This window comes from Fictibacillus sp. b24 (genome assembly GCF_030348825.1).
Lineage (GTDB): Bacteria > Bacillota > Bacilli > Bacillales > Fictibacillaceae > Fictibacillus.
This window is the reverse complement of sequence record NZ_JAUCES010000005.1, coordinates 841,575-860,305: the sequence shown is the minus strand read 5'-3', so window position 1 is coordinate 860,305 and position 18,731 is coordinate 841,575. Positions and strand designations below refer to the sequence as shown.

The window sequence follows — 18,731 nt, the reverse complement described above, 5'->3', positions numbered from 1 at the left end:
TATAAAAAAACAGGGTGCTATCTCTGATAACCCCTACTCTAACAAAAAACTGACCAATATGAGCATATATTGGCCAGTCCCCTTACTCTATTAACTTACTAAACGCTTCGTTTCTTCAAACTCTTCTTGAATGACAGCGCTTGGTGCTTTCGTCATAAGGCTAACCACTACAATGGTTAGTGTACATGCGATGAAACCTGGGATGATTTCATATACATCTGCAAATCTCGGGATCAGCTCCCAAACGATAACTGTTACAGCTCCCACTACGATACCAGCGAACGCTGCCCACTTTGTCATGCGTTTCCAATACAGACTCAGCAATACGACCGGTCCGAACGCTGCACCAAATCCAGCCCATGCATAGCCTACTAGATTCAAAATCGTTTCACTCGGGTTAAGTGCCATCACAAAAGCGATCACGGCAACCGCCAAAACAGCTAGACGCCCTACTAACACGAGTTCCTTATCAGAAGCGGAGCGTTTTACGAATGCTTTATAAAAGTCTTCTGTCAGCGCACTTGATGTTACAAGCAACTGAGAAGAAATCGTACTCATAACAGCCGCTAATATAGCAGCTAACAAGAAGCCGGTAATGATCGGGTGGAACAATACTTCAGATAACAAGATAAAAACCGTTTCAGCTTTTGCTTCCCCTAGAGGAGCACCCGCTTGGTTGAAATAAGCAATCCCCACAAGTCCTGTAAACATCGCTCCAACGATAGAGAAAATCATCCAACCCATTCCGATTCGTCTTGCGCTCTTCATTTCTTTTACAGACGTGATCGCCATAAAACGAACAATGATATGGGGTTGGCCGAAGTAACCCAATCCCCATGCCAGCAAGGAGATGATGCCGATTAAGCTTGTCCCTGTGAATGCATCAAGCAGAGTCGGGCTGATGCTTTCAATCTCGTTAAAAGATGCATCCCAGCCTCCAACTTTTAGAATCGCTACGAGTGGTACAAGGATCAACGCTACAAACATGATCGCACCTTGTACGAAATCCGTGTAGCTTACCGCTAAGAAACCGCCGAATAATGTATAAATAATAACTACTCCAGCTGTAAGCAGAATTCCCCACATGTAGTTAAGACCAAATGCAGTTTCAAAAAGCTGTCCGCCAGCTACCATACCTGACGACGAATAAAAGGTAAAAAAGATTACGATTACTAACGCAGATGTAATTCGCAATATGCGAGATGTGTCCTTAAAACGATTTTCGAAATAATCGGGGATCGTTATGGAATTGTTCGACACTTCTGTATACGTTCTGAGTCGAGGTGCGACGAATAGCCAGTTTAAATAAGCACCTGCACACAAGCCAATTACAATCCATCCTGCACTCAAACCTGACACGTACATCGCACCAGGTAGACCCATCAACAGCCATCCACTCATATCTGATGCACCTGCACTAAGTGCGGTAACGGCCGGACCAAGATTTCTTCCGCCAAGCATATAATCAGTGAGGTTGTCGGTCTTGCGATACGCATAAAGTCCGATCAGCACCATGCCAATCATATAAAGACTAATTGAAAAAATTACTCCATAATCCATATTTAATTTTCCTCCTGTCTCATCATGTTGTAAAACGCTTTCAATTTTTAAAAAAATTAAAAAAAGGAACATTTTTATTATAAATACATTTTTCGACAAAAGGAATAGAATTTTTTTGAAAGTGGTCTATATTGGGGCTTTTTAAGCGGTTTAATCGACGCCAGATTACGAATCAGCGTTTTTGAGGGTAATTAAAGAATCCGGTGGATACCTCATTGATTGAATTTCACCATATGCTGCAATAATTTCACCTTTATTGCACTTATTTTGAAAAATAAGCGCAATATATTCACCAATTCTGGTGTGAAAATGACAAGTCTACAATTCTCGACAAATCTCACTGTCTGCCCGCCAGCTCTTCCAGCGATACTGCCCTCCTTCACACAACAAAAAAACTGGTACCCATTCTTAAGACGTTTGGGCGCCAGTTTTACTTATGTTATAGTTTTTTGCGTCTTAAACGCTTGACCTTAACAAATTGATTTGTAAACTGATCCAGTTCTTCGTCCCGGTAGATGTAGAAGAATCGATGGTGATGGCCATCTTTCATTTCGGTCAGATCACACTTCATGTAGTCATCCAGTTCTTGACGCGTCAGTTCGACCGTATACATTTTGCCGTGACTTGGAATATCCAATTGGATCTCGTTTAAAAAATGGAGTTCTTTAAATAAATAAATAGAAGTATCAAGGAGAAATTCACAGATTAAGTCTTCTGTTCCAAAGTAGTGTTGAAAATGTTCGCGTGTAAACGCAATATGAGGTACGTTACGTTTGTAGGTAGAATAATCGCCGTAAAAAACCAGCTTTGCCCGTTGGCTTTGAAGTTCATAATGCTTAACAAGACCGTGGCCTTTCATTTTTGACACAGCTGTCCGGAAACGATAAGTATCGCGGGCAGCCAGCTGTTCGGCCTTATTTTGTGGATGTGATGCTTTCGGTGCATGCTGAGTCTGACAGCTGTCTTCTACTAGGTGTCCAATTTTAAAAGTATTCTTCAGAAAAACGATCGAGAATGATTTCCTTCTCATAGTATGCGCCTCCAGCTTTCGCTTTTTTGCCTGTTTTTAGTATACGACTAAATACAAGAAAACCCAAGAGGGGAACTTCCGACAAATTTCTATCTGTTTTCCATTTCCCTCTTTGAACGCTCTTCTTTTGTATAAATAACCTGCATCGGATTGCCGCCAACGAAAGAACCTTCTGGGACATTTTTGTGTACGAGAGTTCCGGCCGATACGATCGCACCATCACCGATTGTGACTCCTGGGAGAATCGTTGAATTCGCACCGATCATCACTTCATCACCCACAATCACATCACCAAGACGGTATTCTTTTATTAAATATTCGTGAGCTAAAATGGTTGTGTTGTAGCCGATTACACAGTTCTTCCCTACCCTAATTCGTTCAGGGAACATGATATCCGGCATGACCATGAGTGCAAATGCCGTTCCTTCACCGACTTTCATCTTTAAAAAAGTACGGTACAGCCAATTTTTAACTGGCAAAAATGGCGTATAACGAGCGACTTGAATAGCAATGAAATTTTTCACAACTTTCCAGAAAGGAACCGTATCATACACTTGGTACAGCGAGTTCCTTCCTTTAACCGGATAACGCTCTGTATTACGCAATTATCTCTCTCCTAAAACATCCAGCAAATCCGTCATCTCATTTAGCATAAAATCAGGATTAAACTGCTGCAAATAATCATTTCCGCGAATGGTCCAAGCCACACCAGCTGTTTGTGTTCCTGCATTCTGCCCAGCTAAGATGTCATACTTGCTGTCACCGACCATGATGGCACGTTCTGGAGTCGACTGGAGCAACGCAAGTGCTTTTTGAATCGGCTCTGGATCTGGCTTCGCTTTTTCAACATCATCAAGCGTAACAACCGTTTGAAAAAATTTATCAAGTCCAACGAGTCTCAAGCCCATCTCGACGGTATTTCTCATTTTAGTCGTTACAATGCCCAGTTTATAGCCCTTCTTATACAATTCTTCTACCGTTTCAAAAACTCCTTTAAACTCTGTTACAAGTTCATCATGATGAGAGATATTATGTTCACGGTATGTTTGGACTAAATCTTGAACTTTTTCCTTATCAAACTGCTCCATCGTTTCAACAAGCGGCATCCCCATTAACGGAAGGATATGCTCACGGTTGTATTGCTCTGGAAAATGTTTATCTAGTGTAAATAGAAAAGAAGCGATGATCAGTTCATTCGTGTTGATCAATGTTCCGTCTAAATCAAATAGTATGGTGTCGCGTTTCATGTTGTAATTCCTCTCTAGTTAAACTATTTTTCCGCTCCATCCTGTTCCAGAAATAAGCGACGACAACCGTAAGTACGATTGCGGTTACGACTCTAATGATCAAGAGCGGAAGCACCGGAATGCCGAGCGGAACAAAAACAAGCGTATCTTCTACAACAGCATGACAGCTTACTAGAAAAATAAAAGCAAGATACAGATCTTTCTTCGATACGCCGTCTTCCTTCGCTGCCTGCATCATAACACCTGCTCCATAAGCAAGACCGATCGTAAGTCCAGCAGCCATCGTCATGGACGTGTTTTCTTTCATTCCTAAAAGTTTCATAGCGGGAGCCATCCAGTTTGAAAACTTGTTAAGCCAGCCTTTGTCCTTCATATATTGCATGATAATCATGAGCGGTATCACGATAAGTGCCAGCTGCAAAATGCCAAGAGATGCTTTTTCGAGTGCGGTGAGCGTAATTTCTCCCCATCCGTTTGGTGCAGCTTCAGGCTTAGAAATAAAACCGTATTGTGCTTTTTCCGTTCCGCCATCCCATAATAGGTTGATCATAAAAGCTGAGAAGAGCGCTAATCCAATACGCACAAGTAAAATCACCCATAGCTTGATCCCAACGCTTGCCGCAACACCTGACTCTATAAACAGATTATGAGAAAACGAAAGCATAACAGCGAGAATAAATACATCCTGAACCGTTAACGAATCTAGTGTTAAAATACCGCCTATTCCGGCATAAAGGTTAAGGAAGTTACCAAGTACAAGCGGAATCGCCGCTTCACCCGGTAAACCGATCCATTTCATTGCTGGTGAAAGAACGGAAATCAGCCAATCCAATACAGGCGTATGGCTGAGCAGCGTGATGATTAAAGTTACAGGAAAGATGATCTTTCCTAGCGTCCAAGTGGTTTTCAAGCCTGCAAGTGTGCCTTTTTTTAACGTTTCCACTTTTCATACGCCTCCTTAACTTTCTAAATAGCGTTTTTTAGCTAAGCCTGCTTTTCTTCTATAGATCCAAATGATGACTGCCGCAGCAATCCACACTAAACTTACAACTTGAGCAATGCGAAGTGAAGTTCCCCATACGATCAAACTGTCCGTTCGGAGTCCTTCTACAAAGAAACGGCCGATCGAATACCAGATGATGTACGTTAAGAATAGCTCTCCTCGATGAAGATTTACTCTTCGCAAATAAAGAAGAACAATGACTCCGAGGAAACTCCAAAGTGATTCATAAAGAAACGTTGGATGATAATACGTACCATCAATGTACATTTGATTGATGATAAAGTCCGGGAGCATGAGCGACTCAAGAAAACTTCTCGTAACCTCACCGCCATGAGCTTCTTGATTCATAAAGTTGCCCCAGCGCCCGATTGCCTGACCGAGCAAGATGCTAGGTGCCGCAATATCAACAAGTTTCCAAAAAGAAATGCCTCTTTTTTTAGAGAAGATAAGCCCCGTTAAAAATGATCCGATGAGCGCACCGTGGATCGCGATTCCGCCTTCCCAAACAGCCAGAATCTTACTAGGATTATCTTTATAAAAGTACCATTCGAACGCCACATAATAAAGTCTCGCACATAAAATTGCAACAGGTACGGCAATCATAACAACATCAACAAAAGTATCTTTCGCAAGCCCGCGTCGTTCTGATTCTCTTACAGCGAGCCATAGACCAAGCATAGCTCCAAAACCAATAATAAGTCCGTACCAATAAATCGTGATCGGCCCTAGCTCGAGCGCAACACGATTTAAAGGCTGAATCGTTTCTTCCACATTCTCCACTTCCTTCTAGTTTCTATAGATCGTCGTCATCTCCAGCTTCAATTACATCCGTCAAACGATCTGAAAATTGCTGTGCAGCGTTCATTCCCATTCTTTTTAAACGGAAATTCATCGCAGCTACTTCAATAATGACCGCTAAGTTTCGTCCAGGACGAACAGGGATCGTCAAAATCGGAATCTCTGTGTCAATGATCTTTGTTGTCTCTTCTTCCAATCCTAGTCGGTCATACACTTTTTTAGAATCCCAAGCTTCAAGATTCATAACGATTGCGATCTTTTTGTAATTGCGGATCGCTCCTGCCCCAAAAAGTGTCATCACGTTGATGATGCCAAGACCACGGATCTCGAGTAGATGCTGAATGAGTTCAGGCGCGCTTCCGATCAGCGTATCTTCATCTTCTTGTCTGATTTCGACAGAATCATCTGCAACGAGTCTGTGGCCGCGCTTTACAAGTTCAAGCGCAGTTTCACTCTTACCAACTCCTGAGTTTCCTGTAATCAAAACACCGATACCGTAAATATCTACGAGTACGCCATGCTTGGCAGTCGTAGGGGCTAAACGGCTCTCCAAATAATTCGTGATACGGCTAGAAAGACGTGTCGTCGTTACTGGTGAACGCATGATCGGCACACCGCTTTTGTGAGAGGCTTTTAGCAGCTCTTTAGGAACTTCAATATCGCGTGAAACGATAATTCCGGGTGTCTCATCCGTACAAAGCGCCGTTAACCGCTCCATACGCGTTTGAGGATCAAGCTCCGAAATAAACGACAATTCTGTTTTACCTAGTAATTGAAGACGCTCTCCCGGATAAAAAGTAAAATACCCAGCCATCTCAAGACCTGGCCGTGAGATATCGCTCGTTCGAATCGTGCGGTGAATGCCTTCTTCACCACTAACAAGCTCCAATTGAAATTTTTTAATTAATTCATGAATATGTACCTTCGCCATAGGGTCCTCCTCGACATTTTCCAATGACTCTATTGTATCACTTCACCCATAGATTAACCAAAGAGTACATGTTGTCATTTCTTACTTTTCGTCCACGCGTATACATCTACTGGTATCGTATTGAACGTTGTTTCTTTATGAAGGGCCATACCTAGTTTGGAAGCGACTGAGATTGATTTTTTGTTGTTTCGCTGAATCAGGCAAATGAGTCGTGTGATTCCAAGTTCGTTAATTGCGTAATTTTTGAAAAATGCTCCAGCTTCTGATGCGTAGCCGTGTCCCCAATATTTCGTAGCGAGCCAATAGCCGATTTCGTATTCTTTTTTGCCATCAACCGTTTGTTGAACCACTCCTGCATGACCGATCGGAATGTTGGATTCCTTATGCAGGATCAGATATAAGCCTCTGCCCTCCCGATAACCTGGTAGCAGCCATTCTTGGAAACTTTTTTGTGCTTCTTCTTGCGACCGGGTTACGCCTTTGCCGATAAATTGGACGACGTGAGGATCAGCCCATAACGAGGCGAAAAACGGAAAATCATCATTTGTGTATCGCCTAAAAGTAAGACGTTCTGTTTGCATTTTAGTTGGCCCCCTTTACATAACAAGGACCGTTTGAAGAGTACAAACGGCCTTGGTTTTGTTGTTTATTTTTTTAACGTTATTGAAATTTTATCATGAACAGCTAGCTTTCGACTCGGTTTCGTTAAACAATTGTTTAAAAGAATAGTGCCGCTTTTAATTCTTTGAGCTATTTCTGTGCGGCTCCACCCTTCAATATGGTCGGCAAGCGTACGGTCTAATCGGAAGCTTCCATCAGCTCCTGTAATGTTAATTTCATATGATGCATGATCTGAAAGAGAAAGAGATATCTTTTCACCTTCCGCTATCGGTTTAAACTCAGAAGGAATAAGTGTTGCTGGATCCACATGATTGGTAAACGATTTATAAATATCGAGCTTTTTGTTCCACGAATGATTCTTCGGACACTTATAAATTGCAAACTGATAAATGTTTTTACCGTTTGCATTATGTCTTCGAATCGTCGTATCTGTAAAAACAGTCACCTTTCCGCACATTTTGCATTGCTTTTTTACCGTATCGGCTTCTTGTATTTTAAGAAGGAATAAAGAGTATTGTTTAGTTTGCATCATTAATTCACCTCGTAATAGTAGCGAGGGAATACAACTTCTATTTGAAAGTCTTGCAGAACGCAAAAAAGCCCCCCTATAACAAGGAGGACTTAGAACGCATCGTTAAAAAAACGCAACGGACTGCAGTTCGCTGTATTTCCTCTGTAATGGGATGTAGACAGACTTCTCCCGTGGTCAAAAACAACACGTTGTTTTTTAACGGCTGAGAAGCGATCCAGTTGTTTTCCATTACAGATTAAAAGTTGGCATACAGGTCACTGAAGTTCCTTTCTTTCAAACAGATTAGATACATTTTACCACATATTAACTAATATGGATATAAAAATACCTCCCGCTTTTTGGCGAGAGGTATTAGAAATTATTTGTAGATTACTACAGATCCAACGGATTTGTCTTTCGCTTGTCCGTTAACGCGGATTTTCAGACCATAGTTTTCAATTTTGCGTCCAGCGTGAGGCATATATTTGTTCATATATGATTTGCTGTCGTCAAATAGTGATACGCCAGGTTGACTTGGTAAAGTTAAAGTTTGTACTCCTGGATAATTAATATTTAACCCAGAAGTTTTATCTAATCCAAATGCTGCATCGGCCACATGGAAACGAGTACTTGCTTGTACACCAGTGCTCCAAGTTAGATCTGTATTAACGTGCGCATCTACAACACCTACAAAACCTTCACCTGGGTGCTCGCCTGTCCAGTTGTCCGTGTAAGATGGATCAACATACCATACGACTAAGCCTCCATCGTAACTCATAAGCGTCTGTCCACGTTTAATATTTTTAAGACCAAGGTCTACACCTTTATGGTTTCTCCACTCTAATAGGTAGTAATGGTCTCCATACTTGTAACCGTCTGACTTAGTAAATCCTCCTTTTAGGTCGAATTTACTTGTTGTTGCTTCTGCATTATCTTCAAAAAGAGTTGTTCCATCCGCTACAACTTTTATGTTGTCAGCGTAGAATCCAATGTTTGAAGTTCCCCAGTCAGTAGCATAGCGTAAACGCAGCTTGATCTTTTGTCCTTTATACTCAGAAAGATCAAATGATTGTGGTTGCCATCCATTTGAGTTACCTGTGAATCCAGGCATAGAGTTTAGGATTGTTGGATATCCTTCAGCTACAACATCTGAACGAGTATTACCGTTTCCAAGCGACTTCCAAGTAGAACCGTTATCGGTAGAAACTTGAACAAATGCAAAATCCCATTGTTCTTCAATGTCATACCATGCATCAAATGTTAGAGTAGCAGAGTTTTTCCCTGTTAAGTCAACATCAGCCACCATATTTGTATCGATTTCGTCTGCTTGTCCACCCCAATATTCATAAGATCCTGAAGCAGGAGCGTTTACAAATGTTTTCTTTTGTGGAAGATTTACTTTTATTGCTTGCTCATTCTTTCCATTCGGTGAGTTAGCTTGATCAAGTAAAAACTGTGTTCCTTTTGAAGACACATCTTCCCAATTAACTGCTGTTGGCGTTGTCCAGTTACCACCTAATGTAGATTGCAAGAAAGATTTAGCTAGTGGAGAGAACCCAGTCGGTTCTGTACCTGGAATCTTTCCAGCCCAAGAACCACTCGCCATGATAGACCAATAAGCAACCGCTTCACCTGTACCGGAGTACTTCGTGTCATACTCATCAGGATAACCTAGGTCATGTCCGTATTCGTGAGCGAAAACGCCTGTAGCTCCATCTTCTGGCATCATCGTATAGTCATAGAAACCAGGAAGGCCTTTACCAAGACCGTCAGGGTCAAAAAACTTTGCCGAACGATGTGACCAAATAGCGTTATCTCCTAAAGAACCGCCACCTGCTTCTTGTCCCATACCAGCGTGGATGATCATCAAGTGATCTACTAAGCCATCTGGCTCACGAACATTTCCATTTCCATTCAAATCATGCGGATCTTCTAAATCATAGTCTTCTAGCGGTACTCCAGCTGCTTTAGCTGCTGCATACGTATCCACAACTAACTGTTTAGACCCTCCAGGTGTTACGTTATCATGACCTCCCGTTGCGCGATCAGCACCATAATAAGCTGCCGTACCAGGAACCTTTAACCAACCAAACGCTTCACCTTGAACAGAGTAAGTACCGCCTGATTGCTGTTCATAAAATTGTTTCATGGAAACTAGCGTTTCACCGTTTGGCCCTTTAACACCATTGTCGCCGAAAATCATATCTTCATAATGTGATAGAGGATAATCTGGATAATAGTTGTCTGTTTCACCAGGCTTGATGTTGTTATGTGCAAAATTAGAATACTCTACAGCAAGTACGAGAACCTTATCTTTTCGTACATCACCAGTGTGAGCTGTCTCCTCAACCGGCGCTGGATTTCCTTTAAGGTGACCGTATTTATTTCCATCGCCCTTTAATAGACCGTTATTAAATTCCTTGAATCTCTGCTCTTTTTCAGCTGCAGAAGCTTTTGCCTTAGCAGCTAGCGGATCATGGCCTTTAGCTTCTTCACTCTTGCCCTTTACTTCTAAATAATTGTGAAGTGCTGCTTCTTTTTGTTTCGCAGAAGCATCCTTTGAAATCACCCCGCGCTTAATGAGTGATTCTAGTAATTTATCTTCATTCACAATTGCTAAATCCAAACTAGAATGCGAATGACTGTGTTTCCCCTTCACCACTTCATCCAAAGCGGTTTGTACTTTCGCATCAACTGAACCAGCGAATAAAGAAGATGAAGCTAGTCCAAGTGATAGACTTGTAGCAAGTACCGCTTTACCCCAAACTTTTTTCCCTTTCCCCATTACGTCCCCTCCTGATTGACTAATATGAATATTCAGATATTTAACGCTACTAAAATGTACCATATCCCCTAATATTTGAAATTGGACCATATCCCTACAAAAGCCGACATAATGATGGGTATTTCTTCTTATTTTTAAGTTAAAAGCAATCCTTTTTGCTCCAAACGTTTGTTCAACGGCTGTTCATACATGCATCTTTTGTGACATCATTTAAGCTTTTTTACATTTAGACGGTATTCCTGTTTTACTACCCTGCCTTAAAATTACCCACAAAAAAACACCTCTGTTTCCAGAGATGCTTCTTACTCTTTATTTTCTTTTTCGTTTTTTCTTCAAAGGCTCTAACACGAAATTGGTCAGAAACATGTTAAGCAGAGATATGATGACGGCAGCGATTAAGGCCATACCGAAGCCATCAATATTGAAGGAGTCACCCATTAATTCTGCTGTTAAGGATAACAATGCCGCATTGATAACGATTAGAAATAAGCCAAGTGAAAAGATAGTTACAGGCAAAGTTAAAAGAACTAAGATCGGTTTTAGAAAAACGTTGAACAGTGATAATAAAACGCTTGCCAATAAGGCGGCACTAATATTTTCAATGTGAAAGCCTTCAAAATAACCGGCTACCACCATTAACGCAATCGTATTAATAATTAGGGATGCCAGCCAGCTCTTCATTTACACGTGATCCTCAGGCATGACGGCCATTGCGATAAAATACGCTAAGCCAACTGGTATAACAGCTGTAAATAAAGCAAGTGCAACTGTTCCAAGCCGGACTACTGTCGGATCCAGCTCCATATATTCCGCGATACCGCCGCATACTCCTGAGATTTTAGCGTCGTTCGAACGTTTAAGTTTTTTCATGATGTACGTCACCTCTATTTCGCTTTTAACACTACGACAGAGCCTGTTTTTGCTTCTGCTTCCAACTTAAATGGAGGCCAGCTTGTGCCTTTATTCGCAATAAAAGAAAGAAACTTACGTGTTACTTCTTTCTTCTCTTCTCGCACTTCTACTGAGTCAAAGTCACAGACAAATCCACCTACAATGGTCTTTAACACGGCATCAAGCTCTACGGTTTCTGGGAATTCAGTTTCTATTTTTCCCGTCACCGTCTTAAAAGATGCATACCCCTCTACAGCAGAGGCAAACCTGCAATAAATCGAACCATTGATTGTTTCCGAGCGAACTTGTGACGCATCAACAGTGAGTCGGACTGGACCATTCATTGTTTCTGCTTCAACATCTCTAAACTGACAATCGTTTAAAGTCAGCGAACCGTTAGCTGCAGTCGCCTTTACGTTCTCACCCGTACAATGGTTAATCGCAATGGCTCCTACAGTCGTTTTAATGGTTAGCGTTTTAGCATGAGAATCACTTATTTTAACTGGTCCATTAAATGTTGTTACTTTAATGTCATCATATGATTCTCTCGGGATCGAGATGACTGCGTTTACCTTTTGATGTTTGTTTCTTGAATAAAAACGCATCTTGGTCGCGTCACAATCATAGAAGGTTTCATTTCTGAATTTTGTTTTAGCAGAAGACCCTTCTGGCACTTTGTATACATGTGCATCGCATTCTACTTGCACATCTTTTCGATCCCAAGGCACAATCGTGACTGAGCCATTGTATACTTCGATGTCCATCGATTGAAACATTACGTGACTGTCTTGAAACACGTAGTGAACAGGTTCGGATGGTCCGAAGTTCAAATCAAAGTCCACCGTCTTAATACGTTTTACAACTCTGTCAAAAAACTTTGCTACTTTATAGCCGGATGTCGGCATTTTTACAGCAGTAGCTCCGTTGACGGCCTTCTTTTTGAGATTGAGAGAACCGATCGAACTCAGCTGCATCTTTTTCTTATCATTAAGGGCATACAAAAGTTTCTCGGCTTCTTCAGCAGAGATTTTTCCTTCGTTCAGCATGTTTAAAATCATTTTTCGTTCTTCCATACTTTGACGCCTCCTTTTGGATTCCGTCACCGGCGTCGGCTGATTCTAAGATGACTGAGACTTTCCGGTATTACTTGTACTAAAGTTTGTTAGGATAGGATTACCTTTATTCCTTTAACAATATTCCAGATCATCACAATTAATGTCAGGGTACCGAAAATGAGTGCACTAATAATAATTGCGATAAGATGATATTGTGTTTCAAAAATAATAATAATGCCGAGTGGAACTGCAATGATTGGCAGCAGATGGGATAGAAATGATTTCTTAGCATGCTCCATTACTTCAGAGTCATCTGCTATAAAATAAACAGCAATCGGAAATAGAAAAGGAGCAAAAAATAAACTGAAATAACAAAGTGCTGAAATTGCTTTTTTCGAGCCTTCCTTCATGAAACAAGACCTCCTGCTTTGATAAAAACGATGTACTGAACGGTATGCAAGCAAAAGGCATGTGCCTTTTTTACTTCGACCTCATAAAACAAACTTCCTTTATCTCTATAGCCATTCGACATAACTTCTAAAATTCCGTATCATAATGACATAAACAAACACCCAAAGGGAGCATAACATTGAAACAGATCAAAACGCTAAGAATCCTCTTTATAGTATTGTCCACTCTCATGGTCTCTAGCATTATATTCGGTGTGATAACAGAAGATGCTATGGAACTAAAAACATCAGATCGAGTGCTTGCAGGCCTATTCGGCTCGTTAATTGTTATTGGAATCAATTATGTAATCTATAAACTTCTTTCTAAGATATGGAAATAAAGACACCCATTTATTTTAAACGAAAAATGTCGTTTTGAGGAGAATTTGTTTAAAGTTCCATGTAAAAAGGAATGGATAAACAAATACGAACAGGAGTGATGTCTAATGGCTGAGACAAAAAAGAAGCAAGAAAAAAAGATGGACAATCCTGAACAATACAAAACAGATAAAGAAAGTTTATTTGATAAATTTGAAAGTGAACAAAATGTCGATCCTATTCCGATGGAAGACTTAAAACAAGAAAAACGTGAAGAAAAGGATAAGAAGTCCACGAAGAATTCATCTTCCTCAGAGGAAAAATATAAATAAAAATGTTGAGTGCTTCCCGCTAGAGGGAAGTGCTTTTTTTTATAAAAAAAGAGAACAAACCACATGGAATTTTGGGTCTGATCTCTTTTCATTCGTTATTTTACTGCTTCTTTTTCTTTTACCTTTTTAGTCATACGCTTCTTATCACGTTTTAAAATAGGCGCTAGATAACGGCCTGTGTGAGAAGCTTCGACTTCTGCAAGTTCTTCTGGCGTTCCTGCTCCAACGATTGTACCTCCCTTGTCCCCGCCTTCAGGTCCAAGGTCGACCAAATAATCGCACTGCTTGATTACGTCAAGGTTATGCTCAATAACAAGAACGGAATCACCGTTATCAACAAGTCGCTGCAGAACAACGAGTAAACGAGAGATATCATCGACGTGAAGCCCTGTTGTAGGTTCGTCTAGAATGTAAATCGTTTTACCCGTAGAGCGCTTATGAAGCTGTGAAGCAAGTTTCACACGCTGCGCTTCCCCGCCTGAAAGGGTTGTAGCGGATTGTCCAAGTTTAATATATCCAAGACCTACGTCCAAAATCGTCTGAAGCTTTCGCTTAATCTTAGGAATGTTTGCGAAGAACTCTACTGAATCCTCTACCGTCATATCTAAAATGTCTGCAATGTTTTTTCCTTTATATTTCACTTCTAATGTTTCACGGTTATAACGTTTTCCGTGGCACACTTCACATGGAACATACACATCAGGTAAGAAGTGCATCTCGATCTTGATAATTCCATCACCACGGCACGCTTCACAACGTCCTCCTTTCACGTTGAAAGAGAAACGCCCTTTTTTATAACCGCGCACTTTTGCTTCGTTCGTTGATGCAAATACATCACGAATGTCATCGAATACCCCCGTGTAAGTTGCAGGGTTTGATCGTGGTGTACGCCCGATTGGGGACTGATCGATATCGATGACTTTGTCGATATGCTCAAGACCTTTAATCGATTTGTGCGCGCCTGGTTTATCTTTTGCTCGGTGAAGCTTTTGCGCAAGAGCTTTATGAAGGATCTCATTTACGAGCGTACTTTTTCCTGACCCAGACACACCGGTAACACCAGTAAATAATCCTAAAGGAATCTTGGCTGAGACATTTTTCAAATTGTTTTCTGTTGCGCCTTTTACCTCGATATATCTGCCATCGGGTTTACGTCGCTTTTTCGGAAGCGGAATAAACTTCTTCCCGGACAAATATTGTCCAGTTAATGATGCTGGGTCTTCCATAATCTCTTGTGGTGTACCTTGGGATGTAATCACACCACCATGTGCGCCTGCCCCAGGACCAATATCAATAACATAGTCAGCCGCAAGCATTGTATCTTCATCGTGTTCAACGACAATTAGCGTATTACCGAGCGACCGCATTTCTTCAAGCGTTCGAATAAGTCGATCATTATCACGCTGGTGAAGACCGATTGAAGGCTCATCCAGAATATAAAGAACCCCCATTAAACGAGATCCAACTTGTGTAGCTAAGCGGATACGCTGCGCTTCACCGCCTGATAAAGTCCCAGCTGCACGGCTCAGCGTGAGATAGTCTAATCCCACATTGATCAGGAATCCAGAACGATCCACGATTTCACGCAGAATCAGTTTTGCAATCGCACGTTCCTTATTTGTAAGTTCAAGGTTATCAAAGAACTCTTTTGCTTCTGTAATGGAAAGCGCCGTTGTTTCTCCGATATGTCTGCCATTGATTAATACAGACAGTGCTTCTTTTTTGAGACGATGCCCCTTACAAGTTGGACAAGGCTTTTGTGCCATATACCCTTCCATCTGTTCACGGATATAATCAGAGCTTGTCTCACGATAACGGCGCTGAATATTACCTAGCACACCTTCAAATTGAATTTCGTTCTTCCTTACTTGACCAAAGTCGTTTTTATAGCGAAACGTCAGATACTCTTTACTGCCGTTCAAAATTTTATCCATCTGATCTTTTGGAAGATCTTGAACAGGAACATCCATATCAATACCAAAGTGGTTACAGATGCTTTCTAAAAGCTGAGGGTAATATTGAGAACTGATCGGTTCCCATGGTGCAATCGCGTTATCACGTAAAGAACGGCTCCAATCAGGAACAACAAGCTCCGGGTCCACCTCAAGCTTAACGCCTAATCCATCGCATGATGAACAAGCCCCAAACGGACTGTTGAATGAAAACAATCGGGGTTCAAGTTCGCCAATTGAAAATCCGCAATGCGGACAAGCGTGATTTTGAGAGAATAAAAGTTCTTCTTCACCCATGACATCGACTACAACACTGCCGCCGCCTAGATTAAGAGCAGCTTCTAAAGAGTCGGCTAAACGAGTAGCGATTCCCTCTTTAACAACAATACGGTCAATCACGATTTCAATAGAATGCTTTTTATTTTTTTCGAGCTTAATTTCTTCTGATATCTCACGCATTTCCCCATCAATGCGAACACGAACATAGCCTTGTTTCTTGATATCTTCTAACGCCTTAACATGCTCACCTTTTCGCCCCGATACAACCGGTGCCAAGATTTGAAGCTTCGTACGCTCAGGGTATTCTAAGATTCGGTCTACCATCTGTTCAATTGTTTGAGAGGTAATCTCTACGTTATGAACAGGACATACCGGCCGGCCGATACGAGCGAACAGAAGACGAAGATAGTCATAAATTTCAGTAACCGTACCAACTGTTGAACGAGGGTTACGGCTTGTTGTTTTCTGGTCGATCGAAATTGCAGGTGAAAGACCTTCGATGGAATCAACATCCGGCTTATCCATCTGTCCAAGGAACTGACGGGCATAAGCAGATAGAGACTCAACATAACGGCGCTGTCCTTCTGCATAGATCGTATCGAAAGCAAGTGAAGACTTACCCGAACCAGATAAGCCAGTTAGAACAACCAGCTTATCACGCGGGATCGTAATATCTATATTTTTTAAATTATGGGCTCTTGCACCCTTAACTATGATGTTTTGATTGGTTGCCAACTGCAATCATCCTTCCGCTTTTAACTCAAGTATGAGGTCACGAAGCTCTGCTGCACGTTCGAACTGCAAGTTCTTTGCAGCATCTTTCATTTCTTTTTCCATACGCTCGATAAAGGCTTCGCGATCTTTTTTGCTCATTTTTTGCTTAGGAGCTTTTGATCCTGTATACGTTTCTGTTTCTTCAGCAGCTTGTGTTGCACGAATAACATCACGCACTTCTTTTTTAATGGTTGTAGGCGTAATACCGTGCTTTTCATTATGCTCCATCTGCTTCTGACGTCTGCGCTGCGTTTCATCGATTGCAATCTGCATGGATTTTGTAATTTTATCACCATACATAATAACGTGACCGTTCGAGTTACGCGCCGCACGTCCGATCGTCTGAATGAGTGAACGTTCTGAACGTAGAAATCCTTCTTTATCTGCGTCTAAAATAGCGACGAGTGATACTTCTGGGATATCAAGTCCTTCTCGAAGCAAGTTGATCCCAACGAGAACATCAAACACACCGAGACGGAGGTCACGGATGATCTGAATCCGTTCGAGCGTCTTGATTTCAGAATGAAGATAACGAACCTTAATACCTAGTTCAACAAAGTAATCGGTAAGATCTTCAGACATTTTCTTCGTTAACGTTGTAACAAGAACTCTTTCGTTTTGCTCGATTCTCTCATTGATCTCGCCAAGCAAGTCATCGATCTGTCCTTTAATCGGACGGACTTCTAGTGTAGGATCTAATAACCCAGTAGGACGAATAATCTGCTCAACAGGCTCTGGAGCGTGTTCGAGTTCATACGGACCTGGTGTTGCAGATACATAAATATGCTGAAACTTTGTGTAGCGCTCGAATTCTTCAAACGTTAATGGCCGGTTGTCTTTTGCTGAAGGGAGACGGAATCCGTGATCCACAAGCACCCCTTTTCTCGCTTGGTCTCCATTAAACATTCCACGAATTTGTGGAAGTGTAACATGCGATTCATCAATCACGATTAGTGAATCGTCCGGAAAGTAGTCAAGCAATGTATAAGGTGTGGATCCTAATGGTCTCAGCGTCAGGTGAACAGAGTAGTTCTCAATTCCTGAACAAAAGCCCATTTCAGCCATCATCTCAAGATCGTACCTTGTTCTTTGTTCGAGTCGCTGCGCTTCTAATAGTTTGCCAGCCTCGTTCAGTTCTTTCAGGCGATCTTCCAGTTCCGCTTCAATGCGTTTGATCGCTACTTTCATTTTCTCTTCACGAGTAACGAAGTGGGATGCCGGGAAAATGGCAACGTGATTGCGTTCGCCTAAAATTTCACCAGTTAGTGCGTCCACTTCTGTTATACGGTCGATCTCATCACCAAAAAACTCCACACGCAAGCAATGTTCATCACGTGAGGCTGGGAAGATTTCAACCACATCACCTCTGACACGGAACGTACCACGCGTAAAGTTAATGTCGTTACGGTTGTATTGAACATCGACAAGGTCTCGAAGAAGCTGATCGCGGTCTTTCTCCATTCCTTCTCTTAAAGAGATCACCATGTCTTTATATTCTTCAGGTGAACCTAGACCATAAATACAGGACACACTTGCCACAATAATAACGTCTTTTCTTTCGAATAACGATGAAGTGGCAGAGTGACGAAGTTTATCTATTTCGTCGTTGATGCTTGCATCTTTTTCGATGTACGTATCGGAATGAGCAATATATGCTTCTGGCTGATAATAGTCGTAATACGATACAAAATATTCAACTGCGTTGTTTGGGAAAAATTCTTTTAACTCACTATAAAGCTGTCCGGCTAGAGTTTTGTTATGAGCAATAACAAGAGTCGGTTTGTTTACTTCCTGAATAACGTTAGAAACCGTAAACGTCTTCCCTGTTCCGGTCGCACCAAGCAGGGTCATACTCTTTTTCCCTGCATTAATATTTTCCACAAGATGCTTGATCGCTGCGGGCTGATCCCCTTGTGGCTGATAGTTAGATTTGATTTCGAACATCTGACTTTGACTCACAAAACCGAACCTCCGTTCCTAAAATCTGGTTACTCAAATTATAGCATAGCACCTAGCTAAAAACCTAATAATTACGAACAAATATTCGCAGAAGTTTCTGGAAAGAAATCAAAGTGTTATACTTAAAGATAGGCGCTTGTGGGAAATAAATTGTGTGGGGTCTGACCCCATTTCCCGCAAGCAGTACCAAGGGTTGCGGGGAAATTGTAGCAGGTGTGTCCCCAAAAGGAGTTTAA

The 18,731-nt window shown here is 41.5% G+C and carries 18 protein-coding genes; 2 read left to right on the top strand and 16 right to left on the bottom strand.

Features of this window, described 5'->3' with window-relative positions:
• Positions 1 to 90: 90 nt before the first annotated feature.
• The 14 genes from putP to QUF49_RS04175 all read right to left on the bottom strand — a co-directional run bounded on the left by putP (position 91) and on the right by QUF49_RS04175 (position 12,842).
• Positions 91 to 1,560: a sodium/proline symporter PutP gene (gene putP, locus QUF49_RS04240; RefSeq protein ID WP_289494497.1), complete on the bottom strand. Its 1,470-nt coding sequence runs from the start codon at positions 1,558 to 1,560 to the stop codon at positions 91 to 93.
• 439 nt (positions 1,561 to 1,999) lie between these two features.
• Complete coding sequence (locus tag QUF49_RS04235; protein ID WP_289494496.1) at positions 2,000 to 2,590, bottom strand: hypothetical protein; 591 nt, start codon at positions 2,588 to 2,590, stop codon at positions 2,000 to 2,002.
• Positions 2,591 to 2,679: 89 nt separating this feature from the next.
• Positions 2,680 to 3,195, bottom strand: a complete 516-nt coding sequence (locus QUF49_RS04230) for an acyltransferase (protein ID WP_289494495.1) — start codon at positions 3,193 to 3,195, stop codon at positions 2,680 to 2,682.
• Complete coding sequence (ppaX, locus tag QUF49_RS04225; protein WP_289494494.1) at positions 3,196 to 3,837, bottom strand: pyrophosphatase PpaX; 642 nt, start codon at positions 3,835 to 3,837, stop codon at positions 3,196 to 3,198. It abuts the gene before it with no gap.
• Positions 3,812 to 4,780 carry a nucleoside recognition domain-containing protein gene (locus QUF49_RS04220; RefSeq protein ID WP_289494493.1) on the bottom strand — a complete coding sequence of 323 codons (969 nt, stop codon included), beginning with the start codon at positions 4,778 to 4,780 and terminating at the stop codon, positions 3,812 to 3,814. The genes ppaX and QUF49_RS04220 overlap by 26 nt, the downstream gene beginning before the upstream one ends.
• Positions 4,781 to 4,795: 15 nt before the next feature.
• Positions 4,796 to 5,611, bottom strand: coding sequence for a prolipoprotein diacylglyceryl transferase (lgt, locus tag QUF49_RS04215; protein WP_289494492.1), 816 nt, complete (start codon positions 5,609 to 5,611; stop codon positions 4,796 to 4,798).
• A gap of 22 nt (positions 5,612 to 5,633) precedes the next feature.
• Positions 5,634 to 6,569, bottom strand: a complete 936-nt coding sequence (gene hprK / locus QUF49_RS04210; RefSeq protein ID WP_289494491.1) for an HPr(Ser) kinase/phosphatase — start codon at positions 6,567 to 6,569, stop codon at positions 5,634 to 5,636.
• A 74-nt stretch (positions 6,570 to 6,643) separates the two neighbouring features.
• The gene (locus QUF49_RS04205; protein WP_289494490.1) at positions 6,644 to 7,150 is read right to left on the bottom strand and encodes a GNAT family N-acetyltransferase; all 507 of its coding nucleotides are present in this window, start codon (positions 7,148 to 7,150) and stop codon (positions 6,644 to 6,646) included.
• 65 nt (positions 7,151 to 7,215) lie between these two features.
• Positions 7,216 to 7,722: a cytoplasmic protein gene (locus QUF49_RS04200; protein ID WP_289494489.1), complete on the bottom strand. Its 507-nt coding sequence runs from the start codon at positions 7,720 to 7,722 to the stop codon at positions 7,216 to 7,218.
• Positions 7,723 to 8,080: 358 nt separating this feature from the next.
• A complete protein-coding gene (locus QUF49_RS04195; protein ID WP_289494488.1) occupies positions 8,081 to 10,486 on the bottom strand; it encodes an immune inhibitor A domain-containing protein in 2,406 nt (801 codons plus the stop codon).
• Positions 10,487 to 10,795: 309 nt separating this feature from the next.
• A complete protein-coding gene (locus QUF49_RS04190; protein WP_289494487.1) occupies positions 10,796 to 11,167 on the bottom strand; it encodes a phage holin family protein in 372 nt (123 codons plus the stop codon).
• The gene (locus QUF49_RS04185; RefSeq protein WP_289494486.1) at positions 11,168 to 11,356 is read right to left on the bottom strand and encodes a PspC domain-containing protein; all 189 of its coding nucleotides are present in this window, start codon (positions 11,354 to 11,356) and stop codon (positions 11,168 to 11,170) included.
• Positions 11,357 to 11,370: 14 nt separating this feature from the next.
• Positions 11,371 to 12,450 (bottom strand): DUF4097 family beta strand repeat-containing protein, encoded by a 1,080-nt coding sequence (locus tag QUF49_RS04180; RefSeq protein ID WP_289494485.1) that lies wholly within the window; start codon positions 12,448 to 12,450, stop codon positions 11,371 to 11,373.
• Positions 12,451 to 12,539: 89 nt separating this feature from the next.
• Positions 12,540 to 12,842 carry a hypothetical protein gene (locus QUF49_RS04175; RefSeq protein ID WP_289494484.1) on the bottom strand — a complete coding sequence of 101 codons (303 nt, stop codon included), beginning with the start codon at positions 12,840 to 12,842 and terminating at the stop codon, positions 12,540 to 12,542.
• A 179-nt stretch (positions 12,843 to 13,021) separates the two neighbouring features.
• On the opposite strand from QUF49_RS04175, the gene QUF49_RS04170 reads away from it, so the two are divergent.
• Together QUF49_RS04170 and QUF49_RS04165 are read left to right on the top strand one after the other, a co-directional pair.
• Positions 13,022 to 13,222, top strand: a complete 201-nt coding sequence (locus tag QUF49_RS04170) for a hypothetical protein (RefSeq protein WP_289494483.1) — start codon at positions 13,022 to 13,024, stop codon at positions 13,220 to 13,222.
• A 105-nt stretch (positions 13,223 to 13,327) separates the two neighbouring features.
• Complete coding sequence (locus QUF49_RS04165; protein WP_289494482.1) at positions 13,328 to 13,531, top strand: hypothetical protein; 204 nt, start codon at positions 13,328 to 13,330, stop codon at positions 13,529 to 13,531.
• 95 nt (positions 13,532 to 13,626) lie between these two features.
• On the opposite strand, the gene uvrA is transcribed toward QUF49_RS04165, so the two are convergent.
• Both uvrA and uvrB read right to left on the bottom strand, forming a co-directional pair.
• Positions 13,627 to 16,497 carry an excinuclease ABC subunit UvrA gene (gene uvrA / locus QUF49_RS04160; protein WP_289494481.1) on the bottom strand — a complete coding sequence of 957 codons (2,871 nt, stop codon included), beginning with the start codon at positions 16,495 to 16,497 and terminating at the stop codon, positions 13,627 to 13,629.
• A 6-nt stretch (positions 16,498 to 16,503) separates the two neighbouring features.
• A complete protein-coding gene (uvrB, locus tag QUF49_RS04155; RefSeq protein ID WP_289497578.1) occupies positions 16,504 to 18,480 on the bottom strand; it encodes an excinuclease ABC subunit UvrB in 1,977 nt (658 codons plus the stop codon).
• Positions 18,481 to 18,731 lie beyond the last annotated feature (251 nt).